This window comes from Janthinobacterium sp. Mn2066, from assembly GCF_049319705.1.
In the GTDB taxonomy this organism is placed as follows: domain Bacteria; phylum Pseudomonadota; class Gammaproteobacteria; order Burkholderiales; family Burkholderiaceae_D; genus Janthinobacterium.
In genome coordinates, this window is record NZ_JBMOUF010000022.1 from 1 (window position 1) to 18014 (window position 18014).

The 18014-nt window shown below is 57.9% G+C and carries 11 protein-coding genes; 1 reads left to right on the forward strand and 10 read right to left on the reverse strand.

From position 1 onward, the window contains the following. Positions 1–122: 122 nt before the first annotated feature. The 10 genes from ACL9RI_RS27340 to puuE form a co-directional block, all read right to left on the reverse strand. Complete coding sequence (locus ACL9RI_RS27340) at positions 123–1193, reverse strand: S1/P1 nuclease (RefSeq protein WP_422729597.1); 1071 nt, start codon at positions 1191–1193, stop codon at positions 123–125. Positions 1194–1195: 2 nt separating this feature from the next. Then, the gene (locus ACL9RI_RS27345) at positions 1196–2431 is read right to left on the reverse strand and encodes a phospholipase D-like domain-containing protein (RefSeq protein WP_422729598.1); all 1236 of its coding nucleotides are present in this window, start codon (positions 2429–2431) and stop codon (positions 1196–1198) included. A 20-nt stretch (positions 2432–2451) separates the two neighbouring features. Then, the gene (locus ACL9RI_RS27350) at positions 2452–4152 is read right to left on the reverse strand and encodes a bifunctional metallophosphatase/5'-nucleotidase (protein WP_422729599.1); all 1701 of its coding nucleotides are present in this window, start codon (positions 4150–4152) and stop codon (positions 2452–2454) included. Between the two features lie 128 nt (positions 4153–4280). Then, complete coding sequence (locus tag ACL9RI_RS27355) at positions 4281–7736, reverse strand: TonB-dependent receptor domain-containing protein (protein WP_422729600.1); 3456 nt, start codon at positions 7734–7736, stop codon at positions 4281–4283. A gap of 818 nt (positions 7737–8554) precedes the next feature. Further along, positions 8555–10045, reverse strand: coding sequence for an adenosine deaminase family protein (locus ACL9RI_RS27360; protein WP_422729601.1), 1491 nt, complete (start codon positions 10043–10045; stop codon positions 8555–8557). Between the two features lie 35 nt (positions 10046–10080). Then, positions 10081–11397 (reverse strand): guanine deaminase, encoded by a 1317-nt coding sequence (gene guaD / locus ACL9RI_RS27365; protein ID WP_422729602.1) that lies wholly within the window; start codon positions 11395–11397, stop codon positions 10081–10083. Between the two features lie 9 nt (positions 11398–11406). After that, positions 11407–12489 carry a xanthine dehydrogenase accessory protein XdhC gene (xdhC, locus tag ACL9RI_RS27370; RefSeq protein ID WP_422729603.1) on the reverse strand — a complete coding sequence of 361 codons (1083 nt, stop codon included), beginning with the start codon at positions 12487–12489 and terminating at the stop codon, positions 11407–11409. After that, positions 12489–14843 (reverse strand): xanthine dehydrogenase molybdopterin binding subunit, encoded by a 2355-nt coding sequence (gene xdhB, locus ACL9RI_RS27375; RefSeq protein ID WP_422729604.1) that lies wholly within the window; start codon positions 14841–14843, stop codon positions 12489–12491. The genes xdhC and xdhB overlap by 1 nt, the downstream gene beginning before the upstream one ends. 11 nt (positions 14844–14854) lie before the next feature. Then, the gene (gene xdhA, locus ACL9RI_RS27380) at positions 14855–16321 is read right to left on the reverse strand and encodes a xanthine dehydrogenase small subunit (RefSeq protein WP_422729605.1); all 1467 of its coding nucleotides are present in this window, start codon (positions 16319–16321) and stop codon (positions 14855–14857) included. A gap of 99 nt (positions 16322–16420) precedes the next feature. Continuing rightward, positions 16421–17371: an allantoinase PuuE gene (puuE, locus tag ACL9RI_RS27385; RefSeq protein ID WP_422729606.1), complete on the reverse strand. Its 951-nt coding sequence runs from the start codon at positions 17369–17371 to the stop codon at positions 16421–16423. Positions 17372–17489: 118 nt separating this feature from the next. Here puuE and uraH point away from each other — a divergent pair, with 118 nt between their 5' ends. Beyond that, a complete protein-coding gene (gene uraH / locus ACL9RI_RS27390) occupies positions 17490–17843 on the forward strand; it encodes a hydroxyisourate hydrolase (RefSeq protein ID WP_034754489.1) in 354 nt (117 codons plus the stop codon). Positions 17844–18014 lie beyond the last annotated feature (171 nt).

Consider the following 18014-nt stretch of genomic DNA (forward strand, 5'->3'; position numbering starts at 1 on the left):
GCCAGGCGCATCCTGTCGGCTGAAACTTTGTTGAAGGCAACACTAGGGGACTTCCCACATCTGACGGTGACATAGCCTAAAAAAAGCGGCCCGCAAGCCGCTTTTTTATGACTGACAATACCTTACTGCGGCCAGATCGCTTGCAGCAGCGACGCCAGGTGATAACCACCTTCGATCAGCTGCTGCTTCGCCAGCGCCGAGCTGGGTACGGGGTAGTTGTCCGGCACCGTCAAGGCCCACACATTGTAGACATCGCCCTTGCGGCTGGTTTGCTGCGTGGCAGGACCAGCCACCACATCGGTGTAGGCGATTTTCGATGCCGCCAGCGACTGGTCGGCCCATTGATATGGCCAGGTGACCGGGTCGCCCGTATTCACGCTCACTTGCGGCTGGCTGGCGATCACGGTACGTGCAAATTGCTCTGGCGTGCGGGTGCTCAGGCGACGCATGGCGTAATCGACCACCGTGCTGTCCCAGTAGGAATGCAGCGGCTTGGTCGCTGACTTGGGATACGTGCTGGCGGGCTTGGCGGCGCCCTCTTCCGCCGGCAGCGGCGCGGGAATGGTGGCGTCCGACAGAGCGGTGATTTTTGCGTCGTCCAGCAACAGGTTGTTGCCGCCGCGCGCATCAAAAATGGCCACTTCATCGACCTGCGCCTGCGTGGCTGGCACCACAAAACGGCCATCCTTGGCCACAAACGCAGCGCCCACGTGCAGTGGCTGGTGGATATCGCCCACCATGTGCGTGATCAGGATCAAGGCCTGGCGCTTGGTGAACTGGTGCGGATTGCTCGCCGGATCATCTTTACCTTGCAGCACCAGAATCGCCTGCTTCAGGGTTTGCACGATATCGTCGTCGGCGCTGCCCACGTCGTGGTCATGGTAATGCGCATTCTGAAACGGAATGTCCGTGTAATGGTATTCGCTATGCTTGGGATTGGCCGCCACATACGCCAGCATTTCCGGCGTTTGCGGACCGCAATACGTGCCCTTCACGCAATCTGGCCAGTTGGCGATCTTTTCCAGGCTTTCGCCTGGCAGCAGCAATTTGCTCAATTCCGCCTGCGCCACACTGCCCTTGAGCAACTGGTCGGCGATGGCGCCCACGGCGCGGTGTCCGTCGTTACCCCAGGCCAATACATTGCCTGTCGCGAAAGCGGCGCCCAGCGCCAGCACACATGCTATTTTCTTCATGCTCATTCCTTTCCGGCTACCTGTGGCGTGCCTTTGGCAGGCTTGGGATAGTGTTTATTGATATCGATAGGCTGGGCATAAGCCGAGCTCCACGTCTGTTCATGCAGGGCGGCCAGGCGTTGCGCCATGGCTTCATTGCGCAGCACCACTTCCAGGTTGCGCGACAAATCCAGATAGCCGCCGGCCCAGTTGCTGGTGCCTACCCAGGCCAGCTTGCCATCGATGACCATGGTCTTGCTGTGGATCACGCGGGCAAACGGGATAAAACCGGTCGAGGCGGTGGGGATCGTGACGATGCGGATTTCCACGTTCGGCACCAGCGCCAGGCTTTTCAGGTAAGCGATGGCCGGCTCTTCCGTATTCCAGGCGGACACCATCAGCTTGATTTTCACGCCACGGGTGGCAGCGGCGCGCACGGCATTGTCGATCACGGCGTAATACGGACGCGTGCGGTTCGGGCCATACGACAGCGGCGCGTAATCGAGCAGTTGGATGCGCACTTCGCTTTTCGCTTCCGCCAGCAAGGCGGGCAAGCCCGTTTCCGAATCGCCCACACCAGCCGGGTTATACGCATTCGGGCTGGCCAGCAGGAAAGCATTCTGTGCGTAGTTGGCGGGCACTTTCTTGCTGTTGAGCACTGTGGCGCGGCCGCCTTGCGAGATCAACGCCTGCGCCTGCCAATCCTGTTCAAAGATGGCTTGCACCTGTTTCACAATCGCCGGTTCGGTGATCTTCAAGCCTGTTTCATGGATGTGCTCGAACGAGCGCCAATCGAAATTCTGGCTGCCGATATACGCTACCTGGCCATCGACGGCCAGGTATTTGGCGTGCACGATGCCATTGCCCGTCACCTTGTTGTAATCGATGATGCGCAATTCCAGGTTAGGGATTGCCTTGATGCGCTCTATCGTCGGCGCTTCCGACAGGCCCACGCCTTTTTGATCAAGCAGGAAGCGGATTTTCACGCCGCGCTGGCCCGCGGCCGTCAGGCTGGCCAACACTTTTTCAAAGGCCGTACCGGGTTTGCTGACGGCATAAAACTGGGCGATGACGATCTCTTTCTTGGCGGAATCGAACAGCTCGCTCCACACCACGGCCGGCTCGCGCAGGTCGGGATTGGTCAAGCTCGTTTCCACAGGCGAAGTATGGACCAGCTCAAAGCCGGGTATCGTGAAATCGGCCTGGGCGATGCCCGCGAACAGGCTGGACAGAAGAACGGAGAATAAGAGACGACGCATGGTTTTTTCCTTGGGTTGAATTATTTGACGCGCACAATACGGCCGGCGGCAGTGGCACTGCCAGCCGGTTTGCCGCTGCGGGCACGGTCGACCAGATAGTCGCTGAAGGCGTCGATGTCACGCACGCCCGTATCGAGCCGGCGCGTGCCGTCCGCCAGCACGCTGAAACGGTCGCCACCGCCGGCCAGGAAACTGTTGGCGGCGACACGATATTGCTGCTTGTCATCAAGAGGGATGCCATTGAGCATGATGCTGCCCGGCAGCACACGCTGGCCTTGCGGGCGCGTGCTGTCCCAGCGATAGCTGAAGCCTTCCGATACTTGCAGCAGATTGCCATCTTCCGCTTCCGCATCCGGCCATTGCTGCTCCAGCAAGGCGCGAATTTGTGCGCCGGACAGGCTGACGATGATCAGGGTATTACCGAACGGTACCACGGCCTGATTCTGGCCCACATTGGTCATCAGATCCGCACCGGCTTCCAGGTCTTTGCGGATGCCGCCATTATTCATCAAGCCAATTTGTGCCCCGGCCGCGCGCGCGCCGAACAGGGTGCTGTCAGCCACCACGTCGCCCAGCGCCGACTCGCCGCTACCCTTGGTTTCACGACCCACATTGGGCACGGCAATCGCGGCCACCGGACGCGACAGTGCTTGCACACTGCGCTCTTTGACGGAAGCCAGGTAAGCGGCCACGGCCGGATCAGGCGTATAAGCGCCTGGCAGCATGACGATGTTTTGGGCATCGGTGCCCAGCACGGTATTCTTGACGGGATCGACCTTGAGCTTGATGCGTGTCAGCATGTGTCCACCCATCTCTGCTTGCGTCACCAGTCGGCCATCGACGCGGCACAAGTATCCCTTGTGCGAGTGACCGCTGATGACCACTTGAATCGCCGGATCGAGGCGTTTGGCGATGTCGACTACCGGCCCCTTGAGCTTGCTGCAATCGGCCTGGTCAACCGCCTCCTCCGTCTCGCCGCCTTGATGCAGCAAGACCACGAACACGCCCACGCCCTGCGCGCGCAAGGCGGGCAGGGTAGCATTGATGGCGTCTGCTTCATCGCCAAATTTCAAACCGACAATACCGGCTGCCGTCACCACGGACGGCGTATCTTGCAGCACGGCGCCGATCAAGCCCACCTTGACGCCATGCGCCTCTTCAATCTGGTAGGCCGGCACCAGCGGCTTGCCCGTTTGCGTGTCGATCACATTCGCTGCCAGGTAGCGATAGCGGGCGCCGGCAAAGCCAGGCGCAAACTTGCAGGCCTTGTCCGCACGGGCCGACTCGCAGCCGCCGCGCTGCTGGCGCAGCAATTCCGCCTTGCCCTGGTCAAATTCATGGTTGCCGACGGAACTGGCTTTCATGCCCAGCATATTCATGGCCACGATGCTCGGTTCATCGGCCCACAGCGACGACATGGCGGGACTGGCGCCGATCAGGTCGCCATTGCCGACAAAAATCAGTTGCGCATCTTCCTTACGCCACGCGGCCAGGGCGCCGGACAGGGTATCGATGCCGCCCGCGTCCACCGTCTTGCTGACGGGGTCGCTCACGCCGGTGTAAGTGAATTTGCTGCGGTCGAGATTGCCGTGGAAATCGTTGAGGGCAACCAGATTGATATCGACGGGCGCGGCAAGGGGCGTTGCGGCAGGCGTGGCGACTAGCGTGGTACAACCGGCCATCAGCAAGGCCATGGCCGCCGCTGCGGCGAGTGGTGTCAACAGTGGTGTCAAATAAGGTTTCATGGTCCCCACATCATTATTGTTATCAAAAGTTATTTCATTAACATCAAACGAAAAAACGGCCGGTGTTTCCACCAGCCGTTTGAGACTGCAATTAAGCGCCGAGATTAGAACTGGTACTTAACGGTTGCCTGGATGGCCCATTGGGACTCACCCTTTTGTTGACGCACGGTGTAGTCATCGACCTTGTCACGCACTTGGTAGATGTAACGACCTTTGTCATCAAGACCGACGAAGTCAACAAAGCTGCGGGTTTGACCACCAGCCGAGCGGAAAGCCATTTCATTGATACGGCCCCAGCGGCGGTTAAGCATGTTACCCACGTTGAAGAAGTCCAGGCTCAGTACACCTTTGTTGTCTTTGAAGAAGCCTGGTACTTCCTGGCTGATACGCATATCAAAGCTGTTGGTCCATGGCGAGAAGCTGCTGTTACGCTGCGTCACGTGGCCAGCGGCATTGCGCAGGTCAGCATTGGCATTCACGACAGACCAGAAACGGTCTTCGTTAGCGTGGCTGGTCGCCGTATCGCCACGGAAGACAACTTCACCCGAACCTGGTTTCGATGGAATGTACATCAAGTCATTGCCACCAACACCGTCGCCGTTCAAGTCATTGTTGTAGGTCCAGCTGTAAGGCTTGCCCTTGCGGCCTTCGTAGAACAGACCGAAGCTGGTCTTGTAGTTATCGAAGAAGCGCTTCTGCCAGTTCAACATGGCATTGACGCGGTTTTTCACCAGATAGGCGGAGTTAGCTGCAACGTTTTCGTTCGGGTTGAAAGCCGAACGGCCTTGCCAGTTCGAGTTCGACACCGACGAGCTCAGTGGCGACACTTCGGTTGCATCGGTGTAGGTGTAAGCTACCGACCAGCCGAAGCCTTTGGTCATCGGCTGGGTCAGCGACAGGGTCACCAGATTGCCGTCACCCTTGTCGGTGTTCTTGGCAACCAGAACGTTGTTGTACTTCACGTTGCGCAAGGCACGGTTACCCGCGCCGGAGCACGATGGGTCAGCCGTCGTGCTCAGACCACCGGAAGAGGTCCAGCATTGCACGTTATAAGCATTCTGGGTGTAGTACAGATTACGGCCGTCGGTGCCGAGACGGGTAGGCGCGCCCAGGTTCAGGTGCTCATAGTAAATCGCATCTTTGTTTTTGGTACGCAGGTATTCCGCGCCGAAAACCAGACCCATCCATGGCAACTCATGTTCCAGCGCCAGGTTGCCCTTCCAGATCGACGGCTGACGCAGGTCAGGCGACAGGAAGTCGACGTTGGTTGCTGGTACAGCGTCAGGGAAGTTCGACGACTGCTTGGTCGGATCAGGATTGAACAAGCCGCCTACGGTTGGGCAAGCCTTGAAGCTGCCGCCGCAACCGACGACGGTGGTTGCCACGCCTGGATTGGCGAATGGATTCGACATCCAGACAGTCGCTGCCGCGCCCTGGAACAGACCGAAGCCACCACGCACCTGGGTAGGACGAGCGGTGTCAAACTTGTAGTTGAAGCCGACGCGTGGCTGCCACAGGGTTTGACCATCAACGGTTTGTTGATTATTCAAGCCAAAACCACCGGTTTGCGCAACGCCACCACGTGGCGTGCTCAGGTTGACGACGCCAGGAATCACCGGCGCCGCAGCTGCTGCGTTAAATACAGGGCGGTCAGCAATGCCAGCCTTGTCTACACGTACGCCATATTGCACGGTCAACTGCTTGTTGACGGTCCAGACGTCTTGTGCAAACAGACCATAATTCTTCATGCTGAAGTCAGCGATGGCGTTATCGAGCGAACCGCCCGGCACCGGAATTTGCACTTGATACTGGCTCGGACGACCAATGCTGAAGTTCTCCAGCACAGCTTGTTGCATCAAAGCAGACGATGCTTTGCTGCAGTCAAACGTCGTGGTGCCATTCGCGTTCGGCTTGACGAACGAGTAGGCCACGTTATTGATACAGCCAAAGGTGTAGTTACCGTTGACGTTTTGCAGGAACGCATTGTAAACATCGTTCTTGCTGAAGTCGCCGCCAAACTTGACTTCGTGATCACCCAAAGCCCAGTTGGCGCCCAGGTAAGCATCCTTGGTCTTGGTGCGCAAGACGTTGAATTGATACGACTGATCGGTACCGAAGTTCAGGTAACGGCTGCCGGTCGACAAGCCAGCGGGCGCGCCAGCAGGCAATGCACCCGAGAACTGCAGGGCCATGGTCGGCAGGTTGGAGTTGTTGTTCGGCAGACTTTCATAGTCGCGCGAAGAAACCTTGAACTCCGTCGAGAAATTCGGGGTCCAGTCGGCAAACCATTGGCCAACAATGGTTTCAATCGTCTTGTTCTGTGAACGCCAAGCCGAATTCAAGGCGATACCGCTTGCCGATACGCCGGTAAACATCGGCTCGGACTGATCGGTTTTCGAATAACGGACCATCGCGCGATGGTTTTCGTTGATGTTCCAGTCCAGTTTCAGCAAGGTGTCATTGACCACCAGCTTGGTGCCACCAGGAACTGCGAGCGTACCGATATCGAGACCGTTATATTGATTCTTGGCAATCGCTTGCGCTGCGGCGATCGCTGCAGGATCAATACCGACGTTGGTCATCGAGCTGCCGATAGGGCCAAAGTTTGGCGCGGTGCGGGTGCTTTCCAGACGTTCTTTGTTAGCGAAGAAGAACAGTTTGTCCTTGATCAGCGGGCCACCGACGGTCGCGCCCTTGGTCGTTTCACGGAACGGTGCAGGAGCGTAGTAGCTATCCTTCACGTTGTCGTAACGGTCGCCAGCCATCTTGTCATTACGGAAAACGTAATAAACGCTACCTTTGACGTCATTGGTACCGGACTTGGTCACGGCGTTGATGTTGGCGCCCGTGTAGCCTTTTTGCGTGACGTCATAGTTGGCGACGTTCACCTGGACCGACTGGATGGCGTCGATCGAAATAGGCTGCTTGGCAGTCGGGCTGCCGTTTGCTTCCAGGCCGAAGGTATCGTTCACGGCAACGCCGTCGATGGTCATCGAGTTGTAGCGCGAGTTTTGACCGGCGACGGACATTTCACCGCGCTCTTTGTCGGTTTGCGAAACGCGTGGGTCAGCACGGGCGTAATCTTGCAGATTGCGCTGGATCGATGCTTGCGAGGCCAGTTCGTTGGCGCCGATGCTGGTGCCGGCACCCATGTTGCTACGGTTAAAGATCTGCGCGCGAGCACCGGTGCCCGTCACGTTCACGACTTGCATCTGGGCGCCCAGGGTGGCGTCCACATTGGCCGTTTCAGCCAATTCCAGATACACGCCTTCGCGTTTTTCCACTTCACCGTTTTTGGTGATGGTGATGGTGTAAGGACCGCCTGCGCGCAAGCCGCGGGCAACGTAACGGCCTTCCGCATCGGTGGTCACGTTATTCACGGAACCCGATTCGGCGTGCACGATGGTAACGGTGGCGCCAGCAGCAGGCTTGCCATCACTTGCGGAAATACGGCCGCCGATAGCGGACGTGGTGTTCTGTGCGAACGATGGTGCCGCCGCCAGTGCAATAGACAGGCTTAACGCGATTTGCGTTAGCCTAAGTCGTTTGTGATTGATCATCTTTAACCCCAGAAAAGACTATTATTTTTTGAGAATCCTGGCTTGCTTTGCTGCCTGGCTACGCCACGCACCATCACAAACACAAGACTCCCTCTTTACGATGCTGCAACTGTTACGCCGGCTGGACGGGCAACGGACCTTGACGGGGTCCGGCCTGGCTGCGGGTCTCTGCTGGACCCTGCAATGCCTGCGCTTCCTGACACAAACCATCCTTATTCAAGCAAAAAACGAATGTCACACTTGCTTCATTCGCAATAACGCAGGGCGCTAGCTCCTTTGTCATTCACTCAACATACTTGACCGGACGTACAGGCCAGGCGGCAGTGTAATTGTTAAATATGTCAGGACTGTGACACGGCTATGACTCGTTGTGAATTTCGACACATCGTTGTGCGACGAATGATTTCACTGGACTTGTCATCTGGATCTACTGCAAATGCCCGATAAAGACCACCTCGAAGAGGTGAAATGTGACTTTTTAATATCAGTCTGATCTCACTATGCATCATCAAAAAATGGATGACAAATACGTTTTACTTTAGATATTTATATACAAAAAGTATAAATACCAGGTCAGAAAACGGCAATTTGATATCGTCTTCGCATGGTCAGGGCCTATGGCGCGAAATTATAAATGAGCAATATGTGCTTGAAATTGATTCAATTAGGAAATCATATAAAGTTATGCATCTGCCGTTAATTGTGTCGTTTGGCCGCCACAGAGTTGCCAATCAATCATCAATTAAGGTAAAAGGAAGAAAGAAAAACGGCCGGAAAATCCGGCCGCAGAATCACGCAAATTTTGACTATTAAGCAACTTACGGCTTGCTGCCTTTGACAGGCTGATCAGACGCAGCCACTTGCGCCTCAAATTTGGCGAAGCGGGCATCGAGTGCTTTCAGCAAACGTTGTTTATCCGCATCAGCCAGGAAGGAGTAACGCAGGCTGTTGTACGACAGCTTCTTGATTTCCGCGTAATCGGTCTTGTACTGGCTGGCAAACAACACATACTCGTTCGACAAGGTGTTGCGCGATACGCCAGCATCATCGGTAGAGATAACGAACGGCACGCCATACTTCCGGTACAAGGTTACGGGATGGGCCTGGCCCTTGATGCCCAGGATGTAATCGTTGCTGGTCAGGTTCACTTCCACGGGAATGCCGCGCTCGCGCATTTTCTGCATGGTCGCCAAAGCATTGTGCTCATAGGCGATATCCATGCCGTGGCCGATACGGTCAGCGCCAGCCACATCGACCGCTTCGGCGATATGGAAGGCCAGGCCTTCGGGCGGTACCATGCCCAGCGCCAGTTCACCGGCATGCAGGGCGATCTTCACGTGCGGATACTTGGCCTTGAGGAACTTGAACATTTCCATGTGCAAGCTGTAATCGCGCATCGACACATTCACGCTTTCCTGGCCCACGATATTGACGCCCACCACCAGCGGGTTCAGGCTGGCGGCCTTGAAGGCGGCAACCATCGACGAAAACACTTGCGACGGCGACAGGAAGCGCAACACATAAGCCTGGTAGCGCATGGTGAAGTTGGCGTCGTCGATGCCGGCGCTGCTGGTGTTCACGTTATCGTTGTAGGCGGTGATGCTTTTCTGGAAGGCAGCATCCTGATCCAGGCTTTGCGTCCAGCTGGCCAACAGGGTTTGCAGCGCGGCCGGCGTCAAGCCAGGCGCCAGCGCCTGCTGATCGAATTGCGGATTCGACACGAAAGGCGACAGCTCGAAAATCGTTTCGATGTAGCTCAGGTTTTCAGCGATTGCACGCTGCTTCAGGGTTTTCAAGCCATCGGCCGTATTGGTCGAGGCGACCGGGCCGAAATAGCCGAACGTATCAAAGAAGGTACGATCAGGCGGCGTCTGGATGCCGCCATGGTTGTAGAAATCCTTGGTCGACCAGCGCTGCAGCAATTCCGCATACAGGCCAGGATCGGCAAACACTTCGGACGACGACAGGCAGTTGCGCTGGCCAGCCGGCTTGGCGCGCTCGGCGGCGATCACGTCTTTCTGGCTTTCGATACGGTAAGTGGTCTTGTTGACGCAATAGTTTTCCTTGTCGACCCAGTCGAGGAATTGCTCGGCATAAATCGCACCCGAGTAATGATGGTGTAAGTCGCCACCCTTGGGCATCATGGAAAAGAACAGGTTCAGCTCAGCCGTCTTCGGCTGGGCGCCGGACACCAGCGCGGCAAAATGGCGCGCGGTCGCTGCTTCATTGGCAGCCGGGGTGGCAGCATGAGCGACGCCGGATAGCGCCAGCATGGCGGCCAGGGTCAGTCCAGGGATTTTCTTTTGCATCAGCATTCTCGATAAGTGGGTGTTCAGGGGAAGGTTCAGCCCGCTCCACGCACATGCACGCAGTGGCCTCCCGAATAAGTAGCGGATACGGCGCGGTCGTCGCCCAACAGGGCAAAAGCAAACAGCAGCTCTTCCAGACTCTGGCAGGCAGCTGTGCGCCGTTCCAGCAAAGGCGTGGCTTTCTTGTCGAGCACGATAAAGTCCGCTTCCGTGCCCGGCTTGAAATTACCGAGCGTGCCTTCGAGCTGCATGCTGCGCGCCGCGCCCAGGGTCGCCAGGTAAAACATGCGCATGGCGGGCAGATAACTGCCTTTCAAGCGTGCTACTTTATAGGCTTCGTTCATGGTTTGCAACATCGAGAAACTCGTGCCGGCCCCCACGTCGGTCGCCAGCGAGATCAGCATGCGCGCTGCATCGGCCTGTTCGAAATCAAACAAGCCACTACCCAGGAACAAATTGGATGTGGGGCAAACGGCTGCCGCCGACGCCGTTTCGGCCATGCGCTCACGGTCGCGCGCATCGAGCCAGATGCAATGACCGAACATGGCGCGCGGGCGCAGCATGCCGTAGCTGTCATACACATCGAGGTAGCTGCGCGCCTGCGGGTGCAATTGACGCACCCAGCGGCATTCATCTTCGTTTTCCGACACGTGGGTCTGCAAATACGTATCGGGGTAAGCGCGCGCCAGTTCACCGGCCAGGTGCATCTGCTCATTTGTAGAGGTAGGCACGAAACGGGGCGTGATCGCATACAGCGAGCGGCCGTGCTTGTGCCAGCGCTGTATCAACGCTTCCGTTTCACGCGCACCCGACTCGGCCGTATCGCGCAGAAATTCCGGGCAGTTGCGGTCCATCATGACCTTGCCCGCCACCATGCGCAAGCCGCGCGCTTCGCTGGCCGCAAAGAAGGCATCGACCGATTGCGGATGCACGCTGCCATACACCATGGCCGTGGTGGTGCCGCAACGCAACAGCTCATCGAGGAAAAACTCGGCCACATCGCGCGCATGTTCAGGATCGGCAAATGTGCGCTCGGCAGGGAAAGTATACGTTTCCAGCCACGGCAACAGGCCAGGCGCGGGCGAGGCGATCATTTCCGTTTGCGGGAAATGCAGATGGGTATCAATAAATCCCGGTACGATCAGCTTGCCCCGATAATCGATAATCTGGGTGCCGGGCGGCAGGCTGGTGTGCAACTGTGCAAAATCACCGGCCGCGACGACCTTGCCGTCGGCCACGATCAGCAAGCCATCTTCATGCCAGGCATGGGCCTGCTCGCTGAAGGCAGGATCGGCGTGAAAGTGCAGCAAGCTGGCACGATAAGCTTGCGATGATACGGGTACTGTCAACATGAACTCTTTCTATAACTGGTGAACTGCGCGCTTTTTGCGGCGCGCTGGCGGGCTGGCAGAGACCAGCCGCAGCGGTGTGGCCAGGGCTGCTTGTGCAGCTTCCTCCCACACCATTAATAATTGGCAGGCAACCGAGGCGGCAATCACGGCCGGCGCCTTGTTGCGGATACCCGGCATGCCTATCGGACACACCATGGCAGCGATACGTTCGGCGGGTACACCACATGTTTGCAAGCGGTGCTCAAACTGCTTGCGCTTGGTGTGCGAACCGATCAAACCAAACCAGCCGCCATCCTCGCGTGTCATGATGGCTTCCGTCAAGCGCTGATCAAGCGCATGACTATGCGTCATGACGAGAAAACTGCCGCCCACCGGCGCCATGGCGACGAATTCCTCGGGGATATCGGTGGCGGCGATGCGCACATTATCGGGCAGACGGTCGGGAAACATGTCTTCGCGTTCATCGACCCAGGTGATATTACACGGCAAATCGGCCAGCGCACGCACGATGGCGGCGCCCACATGGCCAGCGCCAAACAAGGTCAGATGCGCGCGTGGCGCCAGGCAAGGATCGATCAGCCAGCGCCGCCCGCTGCCATCTTGCGCCACATGCGTGCCCCGCTCGCGTGAAAAGGTTGTGGGTACATGAGCGGGCGCCTGCATAGGGCTGCCGGCCAGCAAGTTGGCCTGCGCATCGAACAGGGCCGACACTGCCTCGCCATCGAGCGCCGTGACCCTCCAGCTATCTTGCTGGCGGCGCTCGCGCAAGGCTTGCAGCACTTGTCTCAAACCAGCATCCACCGGTTCGAAGACCAGGTAGACCACGCCGCCACAGCACTGGCCCAGGCTGGGGCCCAAGGCAAAACGTTCCAGGCGTGCAGTATTGACGCCCGTCATCAACATCGTCTTGGCGATTTCCACGGCGCGCAACTCCAGGTGGCCACCGCCGATAGTGTCGACCTGGCCATCGAGGCTGACGCGCATCTTGGCACCCGCCTCACGCGGCCCCGAACCTTCCACCAGCGCGACCGTCACCAGCACCGATGCTTGCGCGCCGTCCTCGTCCTTTGACGCTGTCAGCCAATCGCTCATCACTGCTCCTGCACTGCGGCACTGGCCGCTTGCACGATCATGATCGCCTTGAGGATTTCCTCGCTGGTGGCCGGCGCATTCAACGGCGGTTGCACGCGATGGCCAGCCACGCTGGAAATGGCATCACGGATGGCAAAGAAAACGGAGAACGGCAATAGCAAGGGAGGTTCCCCCACGGCCTTGGAGCGGTGAATACTGTCTTCCACATTGCGGTTCTGGAAGAGTTTCACGCGGAAATCTTCCGGGCAATCGGACACGCCGGGAATTTTATAGGTCGATGGCGCATGCGTCATCAGCTTGCCCGCCGCATTCCACCATAATTGCTCCGTGGTCAGCCAGCCCATGCCCTGGATAAACGCGCCTTCCACTTGACCAATATCAATCGCAGGATTGAGCGACTGCCCCGCATCATATAAAGCATCGGCGCGCAGCAGCTTCCATTCACCGGTCAGGGTGTCGACCACCACTTCCGCCACGGCCGCGCCATAGGCGTAATACGAAAACGGATGGCCCGTCATCGTCTTCGCATCCCAGTGCAAGCCGGGCGTAGCATAAAAGCCATCCGACCATAGCTGCACGCGAGCCAGGTAGGCTTTTTGCACCAGCTCGGCAAACGGCACCACGTGCTCATTCACGTGCACATGGTTATCGAAGAAGCGCACCGACGCGGCATCGCCGCCATACAGTTTGACCGCGTAATCGCCCAGGCGTTCACGGATCTGGCGCGCCGCATCTTGCGCCGCCTTGCCGTTCAGGTCAGCACCGGTCGAGGCCGCCGTAGCCGAGGTATTGGCCACCTTGCTCGTATCCGTGGCCGTGGCCCGCACGTGGTGCAAGTCCAGGCCCAGTTCATGCGCCACCACCTGCATGACCTTGGTATTGATGCCCTGCCCCATTTCCGTGCCGCCATGATTGACCAGCACGGAGCCATCCACGTACACGTGCACCAGTGCACCGGCCTGGTTCAGATGGGTCACATTGAAGGCGATACCGAATTTCAAGGGCGTGAACGCCAGGCCCTTCTTCAGGACGGGACTCGCTTCGTTGTACGCATCGATGGCGAGGCGGCGCGCGCGGTAATCGCTGCTCTCTTCCAGTTCGGCCACAATCTCGTGAATCACGTTATCGACGATCTTTTGGCCGTACGGCGTCACGTTGCGCCCCTCCGCATCACTGCGGCCATAAAAATTGAGCAGGCGGATATCGAGTGCATCGCGCTGCAGATGGCGGGCGATTTCATCGATCACATACTCGATGGCAATCGCGCCCTGTGGCCCACCGAAACCACGGAAAGCCGTGTTCGACTGCGTATTCGTCTTGCCGCAGGCGGCGCGGATGTCCACGTCGGACAAATAATAAGTGTTATCGAAGTGGCAGACGGCGCGCGTGGCGACAGGACCGGACAAGTCGGCCGAGTAACCGGCGCGCGTGGTCATGTCGACCCTGGCGGCCACAATCCTGCCTTCGTCGTCGTAGCCCACTTCGTACTCATAATAAAAACAGTGGCGCTTGCCCGTTACCAGCATATCGTCGTCGCGGTCGGCGCGCAGCTTGACAGGGCGTTTCAGTTTCGCCGCCGCAATCGCCGATGCCGCCGCCCACAAGGCCGACTGTGACTCCTTGCCGCCAAAACCGCCCCCCATGCGCCGGCATTCGACCGTGATGTTATGCGAGTGCACGCCCAGCGCATGCGCCACCACGTGCTGCATTTCGCTGGGATGCTGGGTGGAACACAGCACCAGCATGCCCTGTGCTTCTTTCGGAATCGCGTAGGAAATCTGTCCTTCCAGATAAAACTGTTCCTGGCCACCGACATATAGCTGGCCCTTGACCACATGCGGCGCCTTCTCAAACGCCGCCTGGGCATCGCCACGCGTCAGGCGCATCGGTGGCAATACGTACGATAGCGCCGTTTTCGCCGCCTGCGGCGTCATGATGGCCGGCAACTCTTCATACGTCACCTGCGCCAGCCGCGCTGCGCGGCGTGCATGGTCATGCGTATCGGCCACCACGATAAAGATGGGCTGGCCCACGTATTGCACCAGGCCAGGCGCGAGGATGGGATCATCATGAATGATGGGGCCGCAATCATTGGTGCCGGGAATGTCCTGCGCCGTGTAGACAGCCACTACCCCACGCGAGCTACGCACGGCCGACAAGTCCATGGCCGTAATATGCGCATGGGGCTTTTGCGACAGTCCCAGCGCCGCGTGCAAGGTACCCTGCAATTCGGCAATATCATCTGTATAGGTGGCCTGGCCCAGCACATGCAGTTCGGCCGACTCATGCGGGCGGGACTTGCCCACGGCGGCCCAGGTGGCCGCTTGTAGTTCAGGCGAGGCAGGATGGTTCATCTTTCTTCCCCTCAGGCACGGCAAGCGTAGGCATTGACGGCGGCGGACGACAACGGCGCCTCGGGTCGCGTTTCCAGCCAGAAACGGCGCAACAGGTTTTGCGCCGTCATCATGCGATACGTATTCGATGCACGCATGTCCGACAGCGGCGCATAGTCGTCGGCCAGCAGCCGCATGGCGATCACCAGGTTTTCTTCCGACCAGACTTGCCCGCGCAAAAACGCCTCCGTTTGCGCCGCACGTTGTGGCGTGGCCGCCATGCCGCCAAAGGCGATACGCGCATCGAGAATCTGCTGGCCATCAAGACGCAAGGCAAACGCGGCGCAAACGGCCGAGATATCCTGGTCAAAGCGTTTCGCCAGTTTATACGTGCGGAAATGCACGTCGGCACGCGGCAAGGGCACGCGCAGCGCTTCGACGAATTCGCCCGGCCGCAAGTCTTTCTTTTGATAGCCCAGATAAAAATCTTCCAGCGGCATGCTGCGCTGGCCATCGACCCCGCGCAACACGATCTGCGTTCCCAGCACGATCAGCCATGGCATCGAGTCGCCGATCGGCGAACCGTTCGCCACATTGCCGCCCAAAGTACCCGCATTGCGAATCGGCAACGAGGCAAAGCGTTGCCACAGTTCCGATAATTGCTCGGGATACTGCTGACACAGGGCCGCATAAGCATCATTCAGACTGGCGCCAGCGCCGATCTGCAACTGATCGCCGTCAATCGCAATGGTTTTCAAGCTAGCGACATTGCCGATATAGATGATGTCGCCCAGGTCGCGTAGTTGCTTGGTCACCCACAGTCCCACGTCGGTAGATCCTGCCAGCAAGCACGCTTGCGGCTTGTCCGCACGCAATTGCACCAGCTCTTCCAGTGTGCGGGGCGCATGGAATTGCTGTCCATCTGCCATATAGGTATACAAGCTGTCGCGTTGCAGCGTTTGCAATTGCGTCGCCAGTGCAGCGCGGTCAAACGTTACTGGCGGCAATTCGACCATGCGTTTTGCCGCATCGATAATGGGACGATAACCGGTGCAGCGGCACAGATTGCCCGACAAGCTATCGTCGATTTCGCAGCGGCTGGGCGTATCGCCATTTTTGTTTAAATACATGCCCCACAGCGACATCACAAAACCGGGGGTGCAAAAACCGCACTGGGAACCGTGACACTCCACCATGGCCTGCTGCACCGGATGTAGCGCACCATCGGCTTGCTGCAAATCTTCGACAGAAAACAAGGCCTTGCCATCAAGGGTGGGCGTCAGCTGGATGCAGGCATTGACGGCTTTCATTTCCACCTGGCCATCGACCAGGCTGCCGACGACAACCATGCAGGCGCCGCAATCGCCTTCGGCGCACCCCTCCTTGGTGCCGGTGCAATGCAGATCCTCGCGCAGGTGCTGCAAGACAGTCTGCGTGGGGGTAGCGCCGCGCACTTCCTGTACGCCGCCGCGGTAATAAAAACGAATAGCTTCTGACATGCTGGCCTCGGTATGGTCCCAGTCTTGGAGATTAACACCGGCATACGGGACAACTATATGCAAATACTGATGTTACTTATCATGCCTAATCAATAAAGATCATTTATATGGATGTGTTCTATGCCAGTGTTCGGCGATATCGATACGGCGCGTGATCCACACCTGTTCGTGCCCTTGCACGTAATCAAGAAAGCGCGCCAGCGCTGCTGCCCGCCCAGGCCGGCCGACCAGGCGGCAATGCAAGCCCACCGACAGCATCTTGGGCTGGTTCAAGCCGTTCGGATCGCCTTCCGCATACAACACATCGAATGCATCCTTCAGATAATCAAAAAACTGCGTGCCCGAATTAAAACCCTGCATGGCGGCAAAGCGCATATCGTTCGTGTCCAGGGTATAGGGCACGATCAACTGTGGCTGCACCGCCGCTGCGCCAGAGGCATCGGTATAGGCGACCTTTTCCCAGAAAGGCAGGTCGTCGCCGTAATAATCGGCGTCATAGCGAAAACCGCCATGCTCGACCACCAGTTTGCGCGTATTTGGCGAATCGCGCCCGGTGTACCAGCCTTGTGGGGCAGAACCCGTCAATTCACGGATGATTTGCACGGCTTCGCGCATATGTTCGCGTTCCGTGGCTTCATCCATATTTTGATAGGAAATCCAGCGCAAGCCGTGGCAGGCGATTTCATGGCCCAACTCCTGAAACGCCGCGACTGCTTCGGGATTGCGTTTCAGCGCCATCGAGACACCGAATACCGTCAGCGGCAAGCGGCGCTCTTCAAACATGCGCAGCAAACGCCATAATCCGGCACGCGAGCCGTATTCATAAATAGATTCCATGCTCAGGTGGCGGGCAGGGAAAGCGGCGGCGCCTATCATCTCCGATAAAAACGTCTCCGATGCCGGATCGCCATGCAGTACGCTGTTTTCTGCCCCCTCTTCATAATTAAGGACAAATTGCAGCGCAATCCGGGCCTTGCCGGGCCATTGCGGATGAACCGGCGTGCGGCCATAGCCAATCAGGTCACGCGGATAATCGTCATAGCTGCTCATGGGGTACTCGCCTTGGTGGGAACTATATGAAATATATGCCCAATCATATCGCCGGGCACCGGCAGCGGTATATGATTTGTACGATAAGCACATTCACCTTGCACATATAGGATAGCAAATGGGAAAACTCAGCACGCACGTACTCGATATCGCCCACGGCAGGCCCGGAGCCGGCGTCAAGGTGGCCCTGTTTTCGGTCGCCCCGGAAGGAAAAGTCTTGCTGAAGATGGATATGACGAACAGCGACGGCCGTTGTAGCACGCCATTGCTGGAAGGAGACAGCATGAAAGCCGGCCAGTATGAACTGGTCTTCAACGCCGGCGACTACTTCGCCGCCCAAGGCGTCGAACTCCCCTCTCCCCGCTTCATCGACCTGGTTACCCTGTCCTTCGGCATCGCCCATACCGATGAAAATTACCACGTACCGCTGGTCGTATCCCCGTGGTCGTATTCGACTTATAGAGGCAGCTAAAACCCGGGGTCAGACCCGCCGGGTCTGACCCCGGCTCTTGCCGTTGGGGTGATTTCAATAAAAAACCGCCAGACGAAAAAAAACCCGACCATTGCTGATCGGGTTTTTTTCTACTACGAATAACAAGCCTGACAATAACCTACTTTCACACTGGTTGCAGCACTATCATCG